Raw genomic sequence first — 16,740 nt, 5'->3', positions numbered from 1 at the left:
CCTTTTTCATTTGTCGGAGCATGGTCGTGTAATTATGTAAACCTTGAATTAATCACGATCGTAAGCATTGTATTAACCTTGTTTTGACGATTGCCGCTGCAAAGTCCGGCCTGGCTAGGTGGTTGCCTAAAGGCGAGGGTTCGGACAGATGCCAGCATCCCGACTGATCATTCTGGGCGTGGCGGTGGCTGCGGCGGGTGGTGCAGGTTATGTTGCCAAGAATATGGTGGCGGTCCCGCCCCAGCAGGTCGTCGTCGATGCCCCGCAGGCACCGGCCATCGCCTTGCAGGATGTGCTCGTGCTTTCCGGCGACGTGCCGATGGGAAGCCCGCTTGAGAACAATCTCAGCTGGGAGTCCTGGCCGTCCGATGGCATCAATGCGAATTTCATCACCCGTGCCGCCGAACCCGAAGCGCGGGAGAAGCTGAAGGGCTCCGTCGCCCGCATGGCGATGTACACCGGTGAGCCGCTGCGGCGCTCCAAGCTGATCGGCGAGGGGCAGAGCTTCATGTCTTCGATCCTGCCCACCGGCATGCGTGCCGTCGCCACCGCGATCTCGGCCGACACGTCGGCAGGCGGCTTTATCCTGCCTAACGATTTTGTCGACGTCATCATGACCCGCAGATCCGACACCGGCAACGCCGGTAGCGGATTCACCACCGAGACCATCCTCAAGAACATCCGCGTCCTGGCGATCGATCAGACCATCCAGGAGGACGAGGAAGGCAAGAAGACCAGGGTCGGACAGACGGCGACGCTGGAGCTGACGCCGCAGCAGGCCGAGATCATCACCGTCGCCCAGCAGATGGCCGATCGCCTGACGCTGGCGCTGCGCTCGATCACCGACAACAAGGAAAAGGGTACCGATGAAGCCGACTACCTCGTTTCCGGCAATGGGCGGCGCGGAACGGTGCGGTTGATCAAATCGGGCGAAGTTTCCGAAGTAGGGGCAAGGAAATGAGGTTAGTCGCTAGACTGCCGGTCACCACGGCTGCGGCCATCGGCCTTCTTTTTCTCGGAGCCCATGCAAGTGGCCTTGTCGACGCCAAGGCCGCCGGAAAGAGCGTCGGGGTCACGGCCTCGTCGGCCACGCAACGTGTCAAGCTTGGCCTCAACAAATCGGTGGTCATCGATCTGCCGAGCGACGCCTACGACATCCTGGTCGCCAACCCCGCGGTCGCCGATGCGGTGACCCGCACCGCAAGGCGGATCTATCTGTTCGGCAAGTCGGTGGGCGAAACCAACATCTTCGTCTTCGGTCCCAATGGCGAGCAGATCGCCAGCCTGGATCTGGCCGTCGAACGCGACGTCGCCGGATTGGAAGATTATCTCAAGCGCTTCCTTCCGAATGCCGAGATCAAGGTCGAGTTGCTGAACGACAACGTCGTCCTGACCGGGACGGTGGACACGCCGCTCGATGCCAAGCGCGCCGTCGATCTGGCAACCATCTTCGTGTCCGGCGGTGAAGCGACGACCGGTCAGTATTCGCAGACCGCGGCAGGCGGCAATGCCAATGGCGGCGTCGACATCAACAATCCGGATGCCGAACGCCGGGTCTCGAAGGTCGTCAACCTGCTGCAGATCATCGGCGACGACCAGGTGACGCTGAAGGTGACCGTGGCCGAAGTCAGCCGCTCGGTGATGAAGCAGCTCGGCGTCAACATGGTTGGCAAAGGCAGCTCCAACGGCATCAGCTTCAATGCGACCAGTGACACCTTCCCCGGCCTAGGCAAGCCGTTGTCGAGTTCGGGGGTCAATTTCGCCACCTCTGCTCTGCAGGGCTACATCACTGCGATGGAGCAGTCCGGCGTCATGAAAACGCTGGCCGAGCCTACTTTGACGGCCGTCTCCGGTGAGAAGGCGACCTTCAAGGTCGGCGGCGAGTACAATATGGTCAGCGCCGTTACAAATGCCAAGTCGGATGCCAATCAGAATGCCGACAGGGTTTGGACGGCTCAGAAAATCGAATACGGCATCGGCCTGGAATTTCAGCCTGTGGTGCTGTCGCCCGGTCGCATCAGCCTGAAGGTCAGGACGTCGGTTTCCGAACCGACCACCGAAGGCGCGGTCTCTTTCGGAGACACCAACGTCATATCGCTGCGCAAACGTTTGGCCGACACGACCGTGGAACTGCCTTCGGGTGGATCGATGATGATAGCCGGCCTCGTCCGCGACGACGTCAGGCAGGCCGTAAACGGCTTGCCCGGACTGACCAAGATCCCGGTGCTCGGCACGCTGTTCCGCAGCCGCGATTTCGTCCGCAACGAAAGCGAGCTGGTCATCATCATCACGCCCTATCTGGCGCGGCCCGTGGCGCGCAACGACCTGGCCAAGCCGGATGACAATTTCAACGCCGCCGGCGATGGCCCGGCCATGTTCCTTGGCCGCGTCAACCGCGTCTACGGCACCATGCAGACAGACAAGCCCAACGGCCGCTACCACGGCGTTGTCGGCTTCATCTACAAGTAAGCGGGGAGCGGACATGTCTCAGTCAGCATCGAAGGCAATGGCGGTCGCCGCGACAGTGCGGTCCGGCCGTGCCCGGATCAGCCGATCGGCAATGCCGATCCTGGCGATCACGATCGCCGCCTCGCTCGCCGGTTGCGCCAAGCGCGACAGCATCACGGTTGGGGCGATTCCCGATGATTATCGCACCACGCATCCGATCGTGATTGCCGAGAAGAACCAGAAGCTGGACCTCCCGGTCGGCGCCGGCGATCGTGGCATGACCGGCTCGCAGCGCGACACGCTTCTGGGCTTCCTTGACGGCTACGACAGGAGCGCTGCCCCGGCGCTGACGATCGCAATCCCGATCGGCTCGGCCAATGAGGTGGCGGCGACTGCCGCGGCGCGCGATTTCGCCAGGCTGGCGGTTGCCGGCGGCATCAAGCGAAACCGGATCGTGGTGACCTCCTACCAGTCGGTTTCCCCGGAAGCCTCGGCGCCTATCCGCGTTTCCTATATTTCGGTGAGAGCCCAGACCGACAAATGCGGGCGCTGGCCCGAAGACATCCTCGCAACCTCCGAAAACAAACACTACGCCGATTACGGCTGCTCCTCTCAAAACAACCTCGCTGCGCAACTCGCCAATCCGGCCGATCTGCTCGGGCCAAGAAAGTCGTCCGATATCGACGCCGAGAACCGCGGCGCGGTGATCGACGTCTATCGCGGCAGAGGTATTTCGGACGAGTTCCTCGGCAGTTCGGAAGTGACGTATTAGGAGCGCCGGTCCCGCGTAGAGACCGGAACGAGAAGTCACGGAAAAGAGCATGACGATGAGCAATCTTGCCTACGACACGCCCGGAGACGGCGGCGACAGCTCCCAATCGGATGTTGCAGCGATGCAGGCGCTGCGGCCGGTGCCGCGTATTTCTATCCAGGCATTTTGCGAGACGGAAGGTGTCGCGCATCCGGTGGAGCGGGCCGGCGAGGATCGCCGCATGGCCAAGGCGCATCTGAAAGTGCATATGGGCGGCATCGCCACGGCGATCGAATTCTATCAATCGGCGCCGACGCCGAACCTCATCCTGCTGGAATCGCGCAGCGAACCGAAGCAATTGCTGGAGCAGCTTGCGCAGCTTTCAGAATATTGCGATCCCTCCTCCAAAGTCGTGGTGATCGGCCACTACAACGATGTCGGTCTCTACCGCGAACTCATTCGCTTCGGTATTTCCGAATATGTCATCGCACCGGTGTCGATGGCCGATATCGTCTCCGTGGTGTCATCGATCTTCGTCGATCCGGAAGCCGAGCCGATCGGCCGCTCGATCGCCTTCATCGGCGCCAAGGGCGGCGTCGGCTCCTCGACCATCGCCCACAATGTAGCGTGGGCGATGTCATCGCTGTTCAAGTCGGAAGTGGTCGTCGCCGATCTCGACCTGGCTTTCGGGACGGCCAACATAAATTTCGACCAGGACCCTGCGCAAGGCATCGCCGAAGCCGTATTTTCGCCCGAACGCGTCGACGAGGTCTATCTCGACCGTCTGCTTGCCCAGTGCGCCGAACATCTGTCGCTGCTCGCCGCGCCCTCCACACTGGAACGTGTCTATGATTTCGATCCCGATGCCTTCACGCAACTCATCGATACCGCCCAGCGCAGCGTGCCGCTGCTGGTGCTCGACGTCCCCCATATCTGGACGGGCTGGACCAAGAACACACTGATCAAGGCCGACGAGATCGTCATCACGGCGACGCCGGAACTGGCCAATCTGCGCAACACCAAGAACCTGGTCGATATGCTGACGAGGCTTCGCCCGAACGATCCGCCGCCGAAGCTGATCATCAACCAGGCCGGCGTGCCGAAACGGCCCGAGATTTCCGCTTCCGACTTCGCCGAGCCGCTCAGCCTCACGCCGATGTCGGTCATCGCCTTCGACCCGTTGTTGTTTGGAAATGCCGCCAACAACGGCCGCATGCTGGGCGAGATGGATGCCAGGAGCCCGGTCGTCGGCATGATCAACGAAATCGCGCATGTCCTGACCGGTCGCAGCGAAATCAAGGCCAGGAAGAAGGCAGGCCTTGGCGGCCTGCTCGGCAAGCTCTCGCGTAACAAGAAATGACGCTCCCCTCCAAATCAAGAAGTAGAGCATGATGTCGTTCGAAAACCGCTTCGGCATCATGTTCTGGACGGAATTGGTAGTCGATCATGTTTGGTAAAAGAGGCTCCGACGACGGCGGCCGGTTCACCCCGGAGTTCCGTCAGCCAGCACCGGCGCCAGCGGCGCCGGCCACTGCAACGCCTGCGGACATGGCGGTACTTGCCCGGCCCGCGGCAGCGCCGCCTGGAGCGCCGGGAACCCCGCCAACTCGCCGTGCCGTTGAGGCGCCGTCGATGGCGCCGGAGCCGCCAAAAAAGATCCAGCGCGAAAAAAGTGAAACCTACTACGACACCAAGAGCCAGGTCTTCTCCGCGCTCATCGACACCATTGACCTGTCGCAACTCGCCAAGCTCGACCCTGAGAGCGCGCGCGAGGAAATCCGGGATATCGTCAACGACATCATCGCCATCAAAAATTTCGCAATGTCGATCGCCGAGCAGGAAGAGTTGCTCGAGGACATCTGCAACGATGTGCTGGGCTACGGCCCGCTGGAGCCGCTGCTCGCCCGCGACGATATCGCCGACATCATGGTCAACGGCTCCAAGAACGTCTACATCGAAGTCAATGGCAAGGTCGAACAGACCGGCATCCGCTTCCGCGACAATCAGCAACTGCTCAACATCTGCCAGCGCATCGTCAGCCAGGTTGGCCGCCGCGTCGACGAATCGAGTCCGATCTGCGACGCCCGCTTACCCGACGGCTCCCGCGTCAACGTCATCGCCCCGCCGCTCTCCATCGACGGCACCGCGCTCACCATCCGCAAGTTCAAGAAGGACAAGCTGACGCTCGATCAGCTGGTCAAGTTCGGCGCCATCTCGCCGCAGGGCGCCGAGATCCTCAAGATCATCGGCCGCGTCCGCTGCAACATCGTCATCTCCGGCGGTACCGGCTCTGGCAAGACGACGCTGCTCAACTGCCTGACCAACTATATCGACCGCGAGGAACGCGTCATCACCTGCGAGGACTCGGCCGAACTGCAACTGCAGCAGCCGCACGTGGTGCGTCTCGAAACCCGCCCGCCCAATCTCGAGGGCGAAGGCGAGGTGACCATGCGCGACCTGGTCAAGAACTGCCTGCGCATGCGGCCCGAACGCATCATCGTCGGCGAAGTGCGCGGACCGGAGGTTTTCGACCTGCTGCAGGCGATGAACACCGGCCATGACGGGTCGATGGGAACGATCCACTCCAACAGCCCGCGCGAATGCCTGAACCGTATCGAATCGATGATCGCCATGGGCGGCTATTCGCTGCCGCAGAAGACCGTGCGTGAAATCGTCGTCGGCTCCATCGATGTCATCATCCAGGCAGCACGCCTTCGCGACGGCTCGCGCCGCATCACCCACATCACCGAGGTGATCGGCATGGAAGGCGACGTCATCATCACGCAGGATATTGTGCTCTACAACATCAAGGGCGAGGACTCGAATGGAAGGCTGCTTGGCGAGCACGTGTCGACCGGCATCGGCCGTCCGCATTTCTGGGATCGCGCCCGCTACTATGGCGAGGAACAGCGCCTCGCCAATGCGCTGGAATCGATGGAGAAACGCGCTGACTGACGCATATCGAGGTTGGAAGCAATTCCAGGAAAAGTGTGAAGCGGTTTTCCCGGGAAAAGCGCGTAGCGCTTTCCCTTGGGAATTGCGTCAAAACAAAGCGATAGCGCATATCGCCGTTTCCTTGAAACGGCGATATGCGCTGGGGACCGAGGTCGATGTTCGGAATTGACACCACCGTACTGGCGTTCATCGTGCTCGCCGGCTTCAGCGCCGGTGCGGTCGCCTATGCCTTCCTGTTCACCAAGATGAGCAACGAGAAGCAGGCCGGCAAGCGGCTCGAGACGATCAAGGCCGCCGAGACCGATCGTTCGGTCGTCAAGGCTTCGCGCGACCGTGTCGCGGAGGCGGTCAAGCGGCGTAAATCTGTCCAGGACACGCTGAAACAGCTCGACGAAAAGCAGAAAACCAACGAACTCGCCGTCAAGAAGCCGCCGTTAAAGGCCCAGATTCGTCAGGCCGGCATGCAGGTCTCGATCGAGCGTTTCTATATCTACTCCGTCATTTGCGGCATCGCGCTGACGGTGCTTGCCTATCTCGCCGGCGCGCCGCTTCTGGTCCTGCCGGGCGCGCTGCTGGCGGGGGCGCTCGGCCTGCCGCGCTGGTTCGTCTCGTTTCGCCGCGCGCGCCGGGTCAAGGCGTTCCTCAACGAATTTCCCAACGCCCTCGACATCATCGTGCGCGCCGTCAAATCCGGCCTGCCGCTCAACGACGCCATTCGCCTGATCGCCAGTGAATCGCCGGAGCCGGTCAAGACCGAGTTCCGCCGGATCGTCGATTCACAGCAGATTGGCATGTCCATCCCCGATGCCACCTTGCGCATGGCTGAAACCATGCCGTGCAGCGAGGCAAGCTTCTTCGGCATCGTTATCCAGATCCAGTCACAGGCCGGCGGTAATCTCTCCGAGGCGCTTGGCAACCTGTCGCGCGTGCTTCGCGATCGCAAGAAGATGAAGGCCAAGGTCCAGGCGCTTTCCATGGAAGCCAAGGCGTCGGCCGTCATCATCGGCGCGCTGCCTTTTGTCGTCGCCCTTCTCGTCTATCTGTCGAGCCCGAACTACATCATGCCGCTGTTCACCACCAGCACCGGCAATCTGATCCTCGGCTGTTCCGGCGTCTGGATGTCGATCGGCATTCTGGTGATGCGCAAGATGATGAACTTTGAAGTTTAGGCCGACCTTGGAAAGCTCGAAACGAAAAGACTGAAAACGAATGACCGACCAAGTCGTAAAATCGCTGACCGATCCTGCCTTCCTGATAGCGTTGCTGGTTGGCATTGCGGTGTTCGCGACCGTCTTCACGGTGCTGCCGGCCCTTGGTGGCAATCAGCTCAAGACTCGCATGAGATCGGTGGCGCTGGAGCGTGACGAATTGCGCGCCAAGCAGCGCGCGCGGCTTGCCAATGAAGCCGATCGTCGCCGCAAGGGGCTGCGCGAAGAGCAGTCGATCGGCATGCGCAACATCGTCGACAGGCTGGACCTGCGGCGTGCGTTGGCCGATGAAGGCACGTTGCAGAAGCTCAAGGTGGCGGGCTTTCGTGGCCAGAACCCGCTGACCCGCTTCCTGTTCTTCCGCCTGATCCTGCCTTTTGTCGGTTTCGCGCTGGCAGCGATCTATCTGTTCGTGCTCGGCGGACTGCCTGACCGGCCGGCCTTCGTGAAACTGTTCGTCTGCATCCTTGTCGCCTACGCCGGTTTCTACGCGCCAATCCTTTACGTCAACAATCGTGCCGCCAAGCGCAAGCAGTCGATCCAGGCGGCGTGGCCGGATGCGCTCGACCTGATGCTGATCTGCGTCGAATCGGGCATGTCGGTCGAGGCCGCCTTGCGCAAGGTCTCCGAGGAGATCGGTTCGCAGTCGGTGGCGCTGGCGGAGGAATTCGTGCTGACCAACGCCGAACTCTCTTATCTGCAGGAGCGCAAGCAGGCTTATGAAAACCTCTCGGCTCGTACCGGCCTGGAGTCGGTGAAGTCAGTGTCCCAGGCGCTGGTCCAGGCCGAACGCTACGGCACACCCGTGGCGCACGCATTGCGCGTGCTGGCCTCGGAAAGCCGTGACATGCGCATGAATGCCGCCGAGAAGAAGGCCGCCGCCCTGCCGCCGAAGCTTACCGTGCCGATGATCCTGTTCTTCCTGCCGGTTTTGTTCGCCATCATTCTAGGCCCAGCCGGCATTCAGGTCAGTCAGCGCGGCATCTTCGGCGACCAGCACAATTCCTCAAGCCAGTAGGCCTCGGTTGCAGCCGTACAAAAGAGCCGCACTGCCAATGCAGTGCGGCTCTTGGTTTTCAGCGTTGATGCGTGGACGGATTTGCGCTGTGCGGAGCCGGCGCCCATGCGGCGCTCAGTTGGTCGCCGGCTTTGCCTTGTCCTGATCCTTGAGCTGACTCCAGGCGTTCTGCTGGGCAAGCATCTGGCGAAGATAGGCTACATTGGCTTGCGCCTGTTCGGGTGAAAGCTCCTGCGACGCGATCTTCTCGGCCTCGTCGAAGCGGCCCTGCAGTCCCACGACCAGCGCAAGGTTCTGGCGCACCCGGCTGTCGGCATTCGGTTGCCGGGCTGCCGAGCGCATATAGGTCTCGGCGGTGCGCAGATCGCCTTCCAGCACATAGGACATGCCGAGATTGGAAAGGATCGAGGGTTCGTTCGGCTTGAGGTCCAGCGCCTTGCGGTAGTTCTGGCGCGCTTCATCCTTCTGCCCGAGCTGGTCGAGAATGGCGGCCTCGGCGGACATCAGCCGCCAGTCCGGATATTCCGGTGTCTGCGCCCGGCGCACGGCGTCGAGCGCCGGCTCGAACTGGCCGTTGGCGGCCAGCGCCTTGCCGTAGGCGGCAAGCACGTCGCGGTCCTTGGGGTAGGCGATCGCCAGCTTGCGCATCACGGCAAGCGACTGGTCGGCATCGCCGTCCATCTGGAGCGCCGCCGCAAAATTTGTCGCCAGCCGCTTGTCGTTGGGGTTCTTTGCGTAGGATTCGCCCAGCCGCCCGGTCGCCCCGTGCAACTCGCTGGCCGACATGGTTTCCAGCGGTTTGCCGCTGGTGCGCCCGATCGAGCCGGTCGTGAGCTTGCTGGTTCCGCACCCGGCAACACCGGCCGCCAGCGCCATCAGCAGTGCCGTGGTGACCAACCGTTTGCCCGTGACGTTCATCCTGCGGTTGGTGGGCATCGGCACGGGGCTCTCCATTCCTGCGCGTGGCCATTCACGTGGCCATCTTCATCCCCGCAGAAATATTCTGTTAACCCTAACGGACAGTTAAAAAGCGAGCCGTCGGATCGGTGAACGGCCCGCCGGAAGCCTTTGGCCTGGCATGTCCAATGTCCGGCCTCTGTGCATAGATGTTGAAATCATCCGACGTCCCTGTCACTTGACTGAGGACGGCCTGCAAGCCTCCCGGAGACCATCGAATGCCTGTCGAACTCATCGAGACACTAAGCACTGCCTTGCCGGTCCATCTGGTCGCGAGGGATGGACTGGAGGCTTTGGCGCTTTCGCCTTCCACGACCGCATGGGCGGCCGCCAACGGCTTTTCCGGCGAAGCCGGCAGGACGCTGGCCCTGCCCGGCGACAACGGTTCCCTTGCCGGCGCTTTGTTCGGCGTCGGTGATGGCGAGGGGGCGCTGGCCGTCGGCATGCTGGCGAGAGCCTTGCCGGAAGGCGACTGGCATTTTGCCGCCGCTCCAGCCGAGCCGGAACTCGCGGCCATAGCCTTGGTGCTCGGCGGTTACGTCTTCACTCGCTACGGCAAGAAATCAGGCAAGGCGTTGCGTTTCGCGCTGCCGCCCGGCGCGGATGCGGGTCATGTCCGGCGAATCGCCGACGGCGTCTTCCTGGCGCGCGACCTCGTCAACACGCCGACCAGCGACATGGGACCGGACGAGTTGGAGAAGGCCGTGCGGACCCTGGCGGCCACTCACAAGGCCGAGGTGTCGGTGATCAAGGGGGATGATCTCCTGAAGCAGAATTTCCCGATGATCCATGCGGTCGGCCGGGCCTCGGTCGGAGCGCCGCGACTGATCGACATGGTTTGGGGACCGGAAGGCGCGCCGAAGGTGACGCTGGTCGGCAAGGGTGTCTGTTTCGACACTGGCGGCCTCGACATCAAACCGTCGTCGGGCATGCTCTTGATGAAGAAGGATATGGGCGGCGCCGCCAATGTGCTGGGCCTGGCCTCGATGATCATGGCTGCCGGGCTGAAGATCCGGCTGCGCGTCCTGATCCCGGCGGTCGAGAATTCGATTGCCGGCAACGCCTTCCGGCCTGGAGATGTACTGACCAGCCGCAAGGGCCTCACCGTCGAGATCGGCAACACCGACGCCGAAGGGCGGCTGGTGCTGGCCGATGCGCTGGCGCTGGCCGATGACGAGGAGCCGGAACTGCTGATCGACATGGCGACGCTGACCGGGGCAGCGCGTGTCGCGCTCGGTCCCGATCTGCCGCCTTTCTACACTGGCGACGAAGCGCTGGCGTCCGAACTGGCTGCGGCCTCGGTGGCCGTCGAGGATCCGTTGTGGCGCATGCCGTTGTGGCGGCCCTATGACGGCAGGCTGGCGTCGAAGATCGCCGACATCAACAACGTCACCACGGACGGTTTCGCCGGCTCGGTCACCGCGGCGCTTTTCCTCAAGCGCTTTGTCGAACGGACAACGGGCTGGGCGCACTTCGACATCTTCGCCTGGAACCCGTCCGATCGCCCCTACGGACCCGCCGGCGGCGAGGCGCAAGGCATCCGTGCACTGGAGCGGGTCATTTCGAGGCGCTATGCCTGACGCCCTGAGACGGCCACCAAAACTGAAACGGAACCGAAACAATTTGCCGTCATGCTCGGGCGATGTCGATTTCGATGCGTCCGAGCCAGGCGATGCGGCTGTGGCAGCAGGTGATGCTGTCGCAGGTGCGCGCCGGCGCGCCAGATCTCACCATGCGCCAGACGGCGATCCTGTTCACCATCTATCTCGACCCGCCGCCGCACACGGTGCGCGGTCTAGCCGCCCGCCTCAATGTTACCAAGCCGGTTATCACCCGCGCCCTCGACACGATGGGTGCGCTGAAACTGGTGTCACGCCATCGCGACGAGCTCGACAAGCGCAATGTGCTGATCCGGCGCACGGTCGAAGGCGCGCTCTTTGTCGAGCGCTTCGGGGATGGTATCGTTGCCAGGGCTCATGAACTGCCCATCTGATCAATCCATGAATTAGAACGAGTACCGATTTGACTGCCAGGGATGCCCGCCTCCACGCCTTCCGTTCCGACCTCGCCGATGCAAGGCTGAAAGGGGAGGTTTCGGCCGATCGCTTCGTCACCGGCCGTCGGGCTCGGATCACGGCCTCCGTGGCTGACGTGCGCAAGGCACCGCGCTCGGATGCCGGCGTCAACACGCAGGTACTGTTCGGCGACGATGTGCTTGTCTTCGAGGAAGCCGAAGGCTGGGCCTGGGTCCAGGCCGAACGCGACGGCTATGTCGGCTACGTCGGCGCCACCATGCTGGGCGCACGCGAGCATGCGCCAACCCACATCGTCACGGCGCCGCGCACTTTTCTCTATCCAGGCCCGGATCTGCGCTTTCCGATCAGCGGGCAATTGTCGATGGGCTCGACGGTGACGGTGAGGGGCGCTGCCGAAACGCGCGGCACGCACTATGCGCTGTTGCCTTCCGGCGAGGCGCTGATCGCCGGCCATGTGCGCCCGGTCAGCGATATCGCCGCCGACTATGTCTCGGTCGCCGAGATGTTTATCGGCACGCCCTATCTCTGGGGCGGCACCTCCGGCTTCGGCATCGACTGTTCTGGCCTCGTGCAACTGGCCATGCGCATGGCCGGCCGCAATGTGCTTCGAGATTCCGACATGCAGGCGGCAGGCCTGGGCGAGCCGCTCGATCCGGGATCCGATTATGCCGGGCTAAAACGCGGTGACCTCGTGTTCTGGAAGGGGCATGTCGCCGTTATGACCGACGCCGAGACAATGATCCACGCCAACGGCCACACCATGCTGGTCTCGCGCGAAGGGCTGAAGGATGCGGTTGATCGGATTGGGTATCTCTATGGCGGGCCGACTGGGTTTCGGCGGCCCTAGCGCCTCTTCCTCGCCCGTTCACGGGGAAAGGTGCCCGAAGGGCGGATGAGGGGCGACGACAGCGACTGAAAGGTCGCGCTGCGCCTCACCTGCCTGCCGGCATCCTCTCCCCGTAAACGCGGCGAGGGATAGCTCACCCGATCACCTTTTGTTCCGATTTTCCTTGGCGATCGCGCGCCATCGCGCTACCTCTTTCGCGTGACCGAGCAGCCGCGCCTTGCCAAACAGAATGCCGCCGTCCTTCTGCCCGAACCATTCATCAGATGGTTCGGCGAAAAAGGCTGGTCGCCGCGCGCTCACCAGATCGAGCTGCTGGCGAAGGCTCAAGCCGGGCAATCGGTGCTCTTGATCGCACCGACCGGCGCCGGCAAGACGCTGGCCGGCTTCCTGCCGTCGCTGACCGAACTGGCCAACCGCCCCAGACGCAAAGCCGGTATGGCGCGGCGCGGCATCCATACGCTCTACATATCGCCGCTGAAGGCGCTGGCCGTCGACATCGAGCGCAATCTCGGCAAGCCGGTGGAGGAGATCGGCCTGCCCGTCACCATCGAGACGCGCACCGGCGACACGCCTTCCCACAAGCGGCAGCGCCAGAAGCTGGCGCCGCCCGATATCTTGCTCACCACGCCCGAGCAATTGGCGCTGCTGATTGCGGCCGGCGATGCCGGGCGCTTCTTCGAGGATCTGCGCTATGTCGTGCTCGACGAGTTGCATTCGCTGGTGACATCGAAACGCGGCCATCTGCTGGCGCTCGGGCTGGCGCGGCTGCGCAGCATCGTGCCCGGCCTGCAGACGATCGGTCTGTCGGCAACGGTGGCCGACCCCGACGAGTTGCGGCGCTGGCTGGTGAGCCAGAATCCGCCCAAAGGCCTGGCAAGTCCCGATATGTCTGAACTCATCGTCGTAACCGGCGGCGCGAAGCCCGAAATCTCGATCCTCGATTCGGAAGAGCGCGTGCCATGGGCCGGCCATTCGGCGCGCTATGCGACGCCGGAAATCTATCGCGAGATCAAGCGCCACAAGACCACCCTGCTGTTCGTCAACACCCGCAGCCAGGCCGAGCTGCTGTTTCAGGAATTGTGGCGGGTCAACGAGGATACCTTGCCGATCGCGCTGCATCACGGCTCGCTCGATGTCGCCCAGCGCCGACGCGTCGAGAAGGCGATGGGGGAAAACGCGCTCCGTGCCATCGTCGCCACCTCGACGCTCGACCTTGGCATCGATTGGGGCGATGTCGATCTGGTCGTCCATGTCGGCGCGCCCAAGGGCGCCAGCCGGCTGGCGCAGCGCATCGGCCGCGCCAATCACCGCATGGACGAGCCGTCGAAGGCGATCCTGATCCCGGCCAATCGTTTCGAAGTGCTGGAGTGCCGGGCAGCGCTGGACGCCAACTATCTGGGCGCCCAGGATACGCCGCCGCTGGTCAATGGCGGGCTCGATGTGCTGGCCCAGCATGTGCTGGGCTGCGCCTGCGGAGCGCCGTTTCGCGCCGACGATCTCTACGAGGAAGTGCTGACAGCAGCGCCCTATGCCAGCCTCGACCGGCCGGCATTCGACCGCGTCATCGATTTCGTCGCCACCGGCGGCTATGCACTGAAGAACTACGAGCGCTACGCCCGAATCCGCCTCAACAAGGACGGCATGTGGCGGGTCTCCAATCCGCGCGTTGCCCAGCAATACCGGCTGAATGTCGGCACGATCATCGAGGTGCCGGCGCTCAATGTGCGTTACGTCAAGGCCGGCAGCAAAGGCTCGGCTTCGCACGGCGGCCGGGTTCTGGGCAAGATCGAGGAGGCCTTCCTCGAAACGCTGACGCATGGCGACACCTTCATGTTTGCCGGCAAAGTCCTGCGCTTCGAAGGCATCCGCGAGAACGAATGCTTCGTCTCGAATGCGCCGGGAAGCGACGCCAAGGTGCCTTATTATGGCGGCGGCAAATTTCCGCTTTCGACCTACCTCGCCGAGCAGGTGCGCGCCATGCTGGACGACCCGCAGCGCTGGAAGAAGCTGCCCGAGCAGGTGTCGGATTGGCTGCGTTACCAGGCCGACAAATCGGTATTGCCCAAACGCGACGACCTCTTGATCGAGACCTTTCCGCGCGGCAACCGTCACTATCTCGTCGCTTATCCTTTCGAGGGCAGGCTGGCGCACCAGACGCTCGGCATGCTGCTCACCCGCCGGCTGGACAGGGCCGGCGCCAGGCCGCTTGGCTTCGTCGCCACCGACTACACATTGGCCATCTGGTCGCTGGGCGATATGGGCGCGATGTTCAAATCGCGGAAACCTTCGCTTGGCGCTCTGTTCGACCAGGACATGCTGGGCGACGACCTCGAGGCTTGGCTGGCCGACAGCTGGCTGCTCAAGCGCACCTTCCGCAACTGCGCGCTGATTTCAGGCCTGATCGAGAAACGTCACCCCGGCCAGGAGAAAAGCGGCCGCCAGGTCACCGTCTCGACCGATCTGATCTATGACGTGCTGCGCAGCCATGAGCCCGACCACATCCTGCTGCAGGCGACGCGCGCCGACGCGGCGACCGGTCTGCTCGATGTCAGCAGACTTGCCGACATGCTCTCGCGTATCCAGGGTCGAATCGTGCATAAGGCACTCGAACAGATATCGCCGCTGGCCGTGCCGATCATGCTCGAAATCGGCAAGATGCCGGTGAACGGCGAGGCCGACGAAACGCTGCTGATGGATGCCGCGACTTTGGTCGAGGAAGCCATGGGTCCTGGGATGGTTGAGGAATGAATTTTTCGCTGGCGCGGGCATCGCTGATCGCCGAGGCCGACTTTGTCGGCATCGCGGGCGAGCGCGCGATCTGTGATTCGCGCGGCGTGCTCTATTTCCCTGATCTCAGGCTGCTCGCGGTCTCCGACCTGCATCTGGAAAAGGGCTCGTCCTTCGCCAGGCGCGGCGCACTGATCCCGCCCTACGATACCGGCGCCACTCTGCTCCGGCTGCAGGCGGTAATCGCGGACTACCAGCCGGCCATCGTCATCAGCCTGGGCGACTCCTTCCACGACGGCGGCGGCGCCGAGCGCATGCATCAAACCTTCCGCGATCGGCTGGAAGCATTGATGGCCGGCCGCGACTGGTTCTGGGTCGCCGGCAACCATGACCCGGAAGCGCCGGCGGATTTGCCCGGCGAGACGGTGCGCGAACTCGCCATCGGCTCGCTGCTGTTCCGCCACGAGCCGTCGAAGATAAGAACCGAGGGCGAAGTTGCCGGCCATCTTCACCCTTGCGCCCGCATCGTCCAGCAGGGCCGCTCGGTGCGGCGGCGCTGCTTTGCCGGCGATGGCGGCCGCATGATCATGCCGGCCTTCGGCGCTTATACCGGCTCGCTCAACGTGCTCGACCGCGCCTATGCCGGCCTGTTCCGCCGCGAGACGTTGATGGCCTATATGATGGGCGCCGCGCGCATCTTCGCCATTTCCGGTTCGATGCTGCGGCCGGGCTAAGTTTCTACGGTATAAGCACGGTTGCGCCTGTCGTCTGCCGTGCCTCGAGCCGGCGATGCGCCTCCGCCACTTCGGCAAGCGGCATGCTTGTGTGCACCGGGATTTTCACTGCGCCGCTGAGGACGACGCTGAACAGATCCTCGCTCATGGCGACGACGTCCTCACGCCTGGCGAGATGATGGAACAGCAACTGCCAGGTGGCGAACAGCGAACCCTTTTGCATCAAAAGCATGATGTCGAATGGCGGGATCGACCCCGACGCTGTGCCGTAGCTGACGAAGGTGCCGAACGGCCGCAGGCAGTCGAGTGAGGCGGGGAAGGTCGCGTTGCCGACGCCGTCATAGACGACGTGGCAGCCTTCGCCGTTGGTGACCTCTTTCACCCGTGCGGCGAAATTCTCTTTGCTGTATTCGATGACATGGTCGCAGCCATTGGCGCGCGCAAGTTCGGCCTTTTCGGGTGAACCGACCGTGCCGATGACGGTCGCGCCGAGATGTTTGGCCCATTGCGTCAGGATGAGGCCGACGCCGCCCGCCGCGGCATGCACCAGGATGGTATGGCCCGCCTCGACGCGAAACGTGCGGCGCAGCAGATATTGCGCCGTCAGCCCCTTCAGCATCATCGCCGCGCCCGTCTCGAAATCGATGGCGTCGGGCAGATGCACGACGAAATGCGCCGGCACGATGCGTTCTTCGGCATAGGCGCCGAGCGTCTCAACATAGGCGACTCGGTCGCCAGGCGCGAAGCCGCTGACGCCTTCACCGACGGCGACGATTTCGCCGGCGCCTTCATTGCCGGGAATGAATGGCAGAGCGGGCGGCGCGTATTCGCCGGTGCGAAAATAGATGTCGACGAAGTTGAGACCGACCGCCCGGTTGCGCACGCGCACCTCGCCCGGTCCGGGCTGGCCGATGTCGACATCTTCGTAGGCGAGCACATCTGGCCCCCCATGGCGGTGAACACGGATCGCTTTCATGGTTTTCTCCCCTGCGCTGTTCTCTTGAGTGTGAGATAGCGTGTGGCGAGATATCATTGTAGACTGATACCTATGACATCAGA

15 protein-coding genes are annotated in these 16,740 nt (G+C 63.0%); 12 read left to right on the top strand and 3 right to left on the bottom strand.

Annotation, left to right across the window (positions count from 1 at the left end; genetic code table 11):
* Nucleotides 1–148: 148 nt before the first annotated feature.
* The 7 genes from cpaB to NLY42_RS03125 all read left to right on the top strand — a co-directional run bounded on the left by cpaB (nucleotide 149) and on the right by NLY42_RS03125 (nucleotide 8,380).
* A complete protein-coding gene (gene cpaB / locus NLY42_RS03155) occupies nucleotides 149–961 on the top strand; it encodes a Flp pilus assembly protein CpaB (protein ID WP_023688721.1) in 813 nt (270 codons plus the stop codon).
* Entirely contained in the window at nucleotides 958–2,469 is a 1,512-nt protein-coding gene (locus tag NLY42_RS03150; RefSeq protein ID WP_023755153.1) for a type II and III secretion system protein family protein, read from the top strand. The genes cpaB and NLY42_RS03150 overlap by 4 nt, the downstream gene beginning before the upstream one ends.
* A gap of 13 nt (nucleotides 2,470–2,482) precedes the next feature.
* On the top strand, nucleotides 2,483–3,220 hold the full coding sequence (locus NLY42_RS03145) for a CpaD family pilus assembly protein (protein WP_023755152.1): 738 nt from the start codon (nucleotides 2,483–2,485) through the stop codon (nucleotides 3,218–3,220).
* Between the two features lie 55 nt (nucleotides 3,221–3,275).
* Entirely contained in the window at nucleotides 3,276–4,559 is a 1,284-nt protein-coding gene (locus NLY42_RS03140) for a CpaE/TadZ family protein (RefSeq protein WP_023692561.1), read from the top strand.
* Between the two features lie 86 nt (nucleotides 4,560–4,645).
* The gene (locus NLY42_RS03135; protein WP_023688717.1) at nucleotides 4,646–6,154 is read left to right on the top strand and encodes a TadA family conjugal transfer-associated ATPase; all 1,509 of its coding nucleotides are present in this window, start codon (nucleotides 4,646–4,648) and stop codon (nucleotides 6,152–6,154) included.
* A 155-nt stretch (nucleotides 6,155–6,309) separates the two neighbouring features.
* Complete coding sequence (locus NLY42_RS03130; protein WP_023669592.1) at nucleotides 6,310–7,323, top strand: type II secretion system F family protein; 1,014 nt, start codon at nucleotides 6,310–6,312, stop codon at nucleotides 7,321–7,323.
* A 40-nt stretch (nucleotides 7,324–7,363) separates the two neighbouring features.
* On the top strand, nucleotides 7,364–8,380 hold the full coding sequence (locus NLY42_RS03125; protein ID WP_023696714.1) for a type II secretion system F family protein: 1,017 nt from the start codon (nucleotides 7,364–7,366) through the stop codon (nucleotides 8,378–8,380).
* 114 nt (nucleotides 8,381–8,494) lie between these two features.
* On the opposite strand, the gene NLY42_RS03120 is transcribed toward NLY42_RS03125, so the two are convergent.
* A complete protein-coding gene (locus tag NLY42_RS03120; protein ID WP_023755151.1) occupies nucleotides 8,495–9,316 on the bottom strand; it encodes a tetratricopeptide repeat protein in 822 nt (273 codons plus the stop codon).
* 239 nt (nucleotides 9,317–9,555) lie between these two features.
* Here NLY42_RS03120 and NLY42_RS03115 point away from each other — a divergent pair, with 239 nt between their 5' ends.
* From NLY42_RS03115 to NLY42_RS03105, 3 genes are all read left to right on the top strand, one after another.
* Entirely contained in the window at nucleotides 9,556–10,917 is a 1,362-nt protein-coding gene (locus NLY42_RS03115; protein ID WP_023755150.1) for a leucyl aminopeptidase family protein, read from the top strand.
* Nucleotides 10,918–10,979: 62 nt separating this feature from the next.
* Nucleotides 10,980–11,330: a MarR family winged helix-turn-helix transcriptional regulator gene (locus tag NLY42_RS03110; RefSeq protein ID WP_023669596.1), complete on the top strand. Its 351-nt coding sequence runs from the start codon at nucleotides 10,980–10,982 to the stop codon at nucleotides 11,328–11,330.
* Nucleotides 11,331–11,359: 29 nt separating this feature from the next.
* On the top strand, nucleotides 11,360–12,220 hold the full coding sequence (locus NLY42_RS03105; RefSeq protein ID WP_023755149.1) for a C40 family peptidase: 861 nt from the start codon (nucleotides 11,360–11,362) through the stop codon (nucleotides 12,218–12,220).
* A 141-nt stretch (nucleotides 12,221–12,361) separates the two neighbouring features.
* Here NLY42_RS03105 and NLY42_RS03100 read toward each other — a convergent pair whose 3' ends face one another.
* Nucleotides 12,362–12,556: a hypothetical protein gene (locus tag NLY42_RS03100; RefSeq protein ID WP_245259898.1), complete on the bottom strand. Its 195-nt coding sequence runs from the start codon at nucleotides 12,554–12,556 to the stop codon at nucleotides 12,362–12,364.
* On the opposite strand from NLY42_RS03100, the gene NLY42_RS03095 reads away from it, so the two are divergent.
* The gene (locus NLY42_RS03095) at nucleotides 12,464–14,968 is read left to right on the top strand and encodes a ligase-associated DNA damage response DEXH box helicase (RefSeq protein WP_245263566.1); all 2,505 of its coding nucleotides are present in this window, start codon (nucleotides 12,464–12,466) and stop codon (nucleotides 14,966–14,968) included. The two genes, NLY42_RS03100 and NLY42_RS03095, sit on opposite strands and share 93 nt — an antisense overlap.
* On the top strand, nucleotides 14,965–15,681 hold the full coding sequence (gene pdeM / locus NLY42_RS03090; RefSeq protein WP_023692555.1) for a ligase-associated DNA damage response endonuclease PdeM: 717 nt from the start codon (nucleotides 14,965–14,967) through the stop codon (nucleotides 15,679–15,681). The genes NLY42_RS03095 and pdeM overlap by 4 nt, the downstream gene beginning before the upstream one ends.
* A 4-nt stretch (nucleotides 15,682–15,685) precedes the next feature.
* Here the strand turns inward: pdeM and NLY42_RS03085 are convergent, their stop codons facing one another.
* Nucleotides 15,686–16,657: a quinone oxidoreductase family protein gene (locus NLY42_RS03085; protein WP_023755147.1), complete on the bottom strand. Its 972-nt coding sequence runs from the start codon at nucleotides 16,655–16,657 to the stop codon at nucleotides 15,686–15,688.
* Nucleotides 16,658–16,740: the final 83 nt, after the last annotated feature.

The sequence above is a fragment of the Mesorhizobium sp. C372A genome (assembly GCF_030323245.1).
GTDB lineage: Bacteria > Pseudomonadota > Alphaproteobacteria > Rhizobiales > Rhizobiaceae > Mesorhizobium.
The sequence above is the reverse complement of the archived record's forward strand: the minus strand, read 5'-3'. Positions and strand labels throughout refer to the sequence as shown.

Coding starts and splice junctions, on each gene's coding strand:
- cpaB (WP_023688721.1), top strand. CDS start 149: ATGCCAGCATCCCGACTGATCATTCTGGGCGTGGCGGTGGCTGCGGCG.
- NLY42_RS03150 (WP_023755153.1), top strand. CDS start 958: ATGAGGTTAGTCGCTAGACTGCCGGTCACCACGGCTGCGGCCATCGGC.
- NLY42_RS03145 (WP_023755152.1), top strand. CDS start 2,483: ATGTCTCAGTCAGCATCGAAGGCAATGGCGGTCGCCGCGACAGTGCGG.
- NLY42_RS03140 (WP_023692561.1), top strand. CDS start 3,276: ATGAGCAATCTTGCCTACGACACGCCCGGAGACGGCGGCGACAGCTCC.
- NLY42_RS03135 (WP_023688717.1), top strand. CDS start 4,646: ATGTTTGGTAAAAGAGGCTCCGACGACGGCGGCCGGTTCACCCCGGAG.
- NLY42_RS03130 (WP_023669592.1), top strand. CDS start 6,310: ATGTTCGGAATTGACACCACCGTACTGGCGTTCATCGTGCTCGCCGGC.
- NLY42_RS03125 (WP_023696714.1), top strand. CDS start 7,364: ATGACCGACCAAGTCGTAAAATCGCTGACCGATCCTGCCTTCCTGATA.
- NLY42_RS03120 (WP_023755151.1), bottom strand. CDS start 9,316: ATGCCCACCAACCGCAGGATGAACGTCACGGGCAAACGGTTGGTCACC.
- NLY42_RS03115 (WP_023755150.1), top strand. CDS start 9,556: ATGCCTGTCGAACTCATCGAGACACTAAGCACTGCCTTGCCGGTCCAT.
- NLY42_RS03110 (WP_023669596.1), top strand. CDS start 10,980: ATGTCGATTTCGATGCGTCCGAGCCAGGCGATGCGGCTGTGGCAGCAG.
- pdeM (WP_023692555.1), top strand. CDS start 14,965: ATGAATTTTTCGCTGGCGCGGGCATCGCTGATCGCCGAGGCCGACTTT.
- NLY42_RS03085 (WP_023755147.1), bottom strand. CDS start 16,657: ATGAAAGCGATCCGTGTTCACCGCCATGGGGGGCCAGATGTGCTCGCC.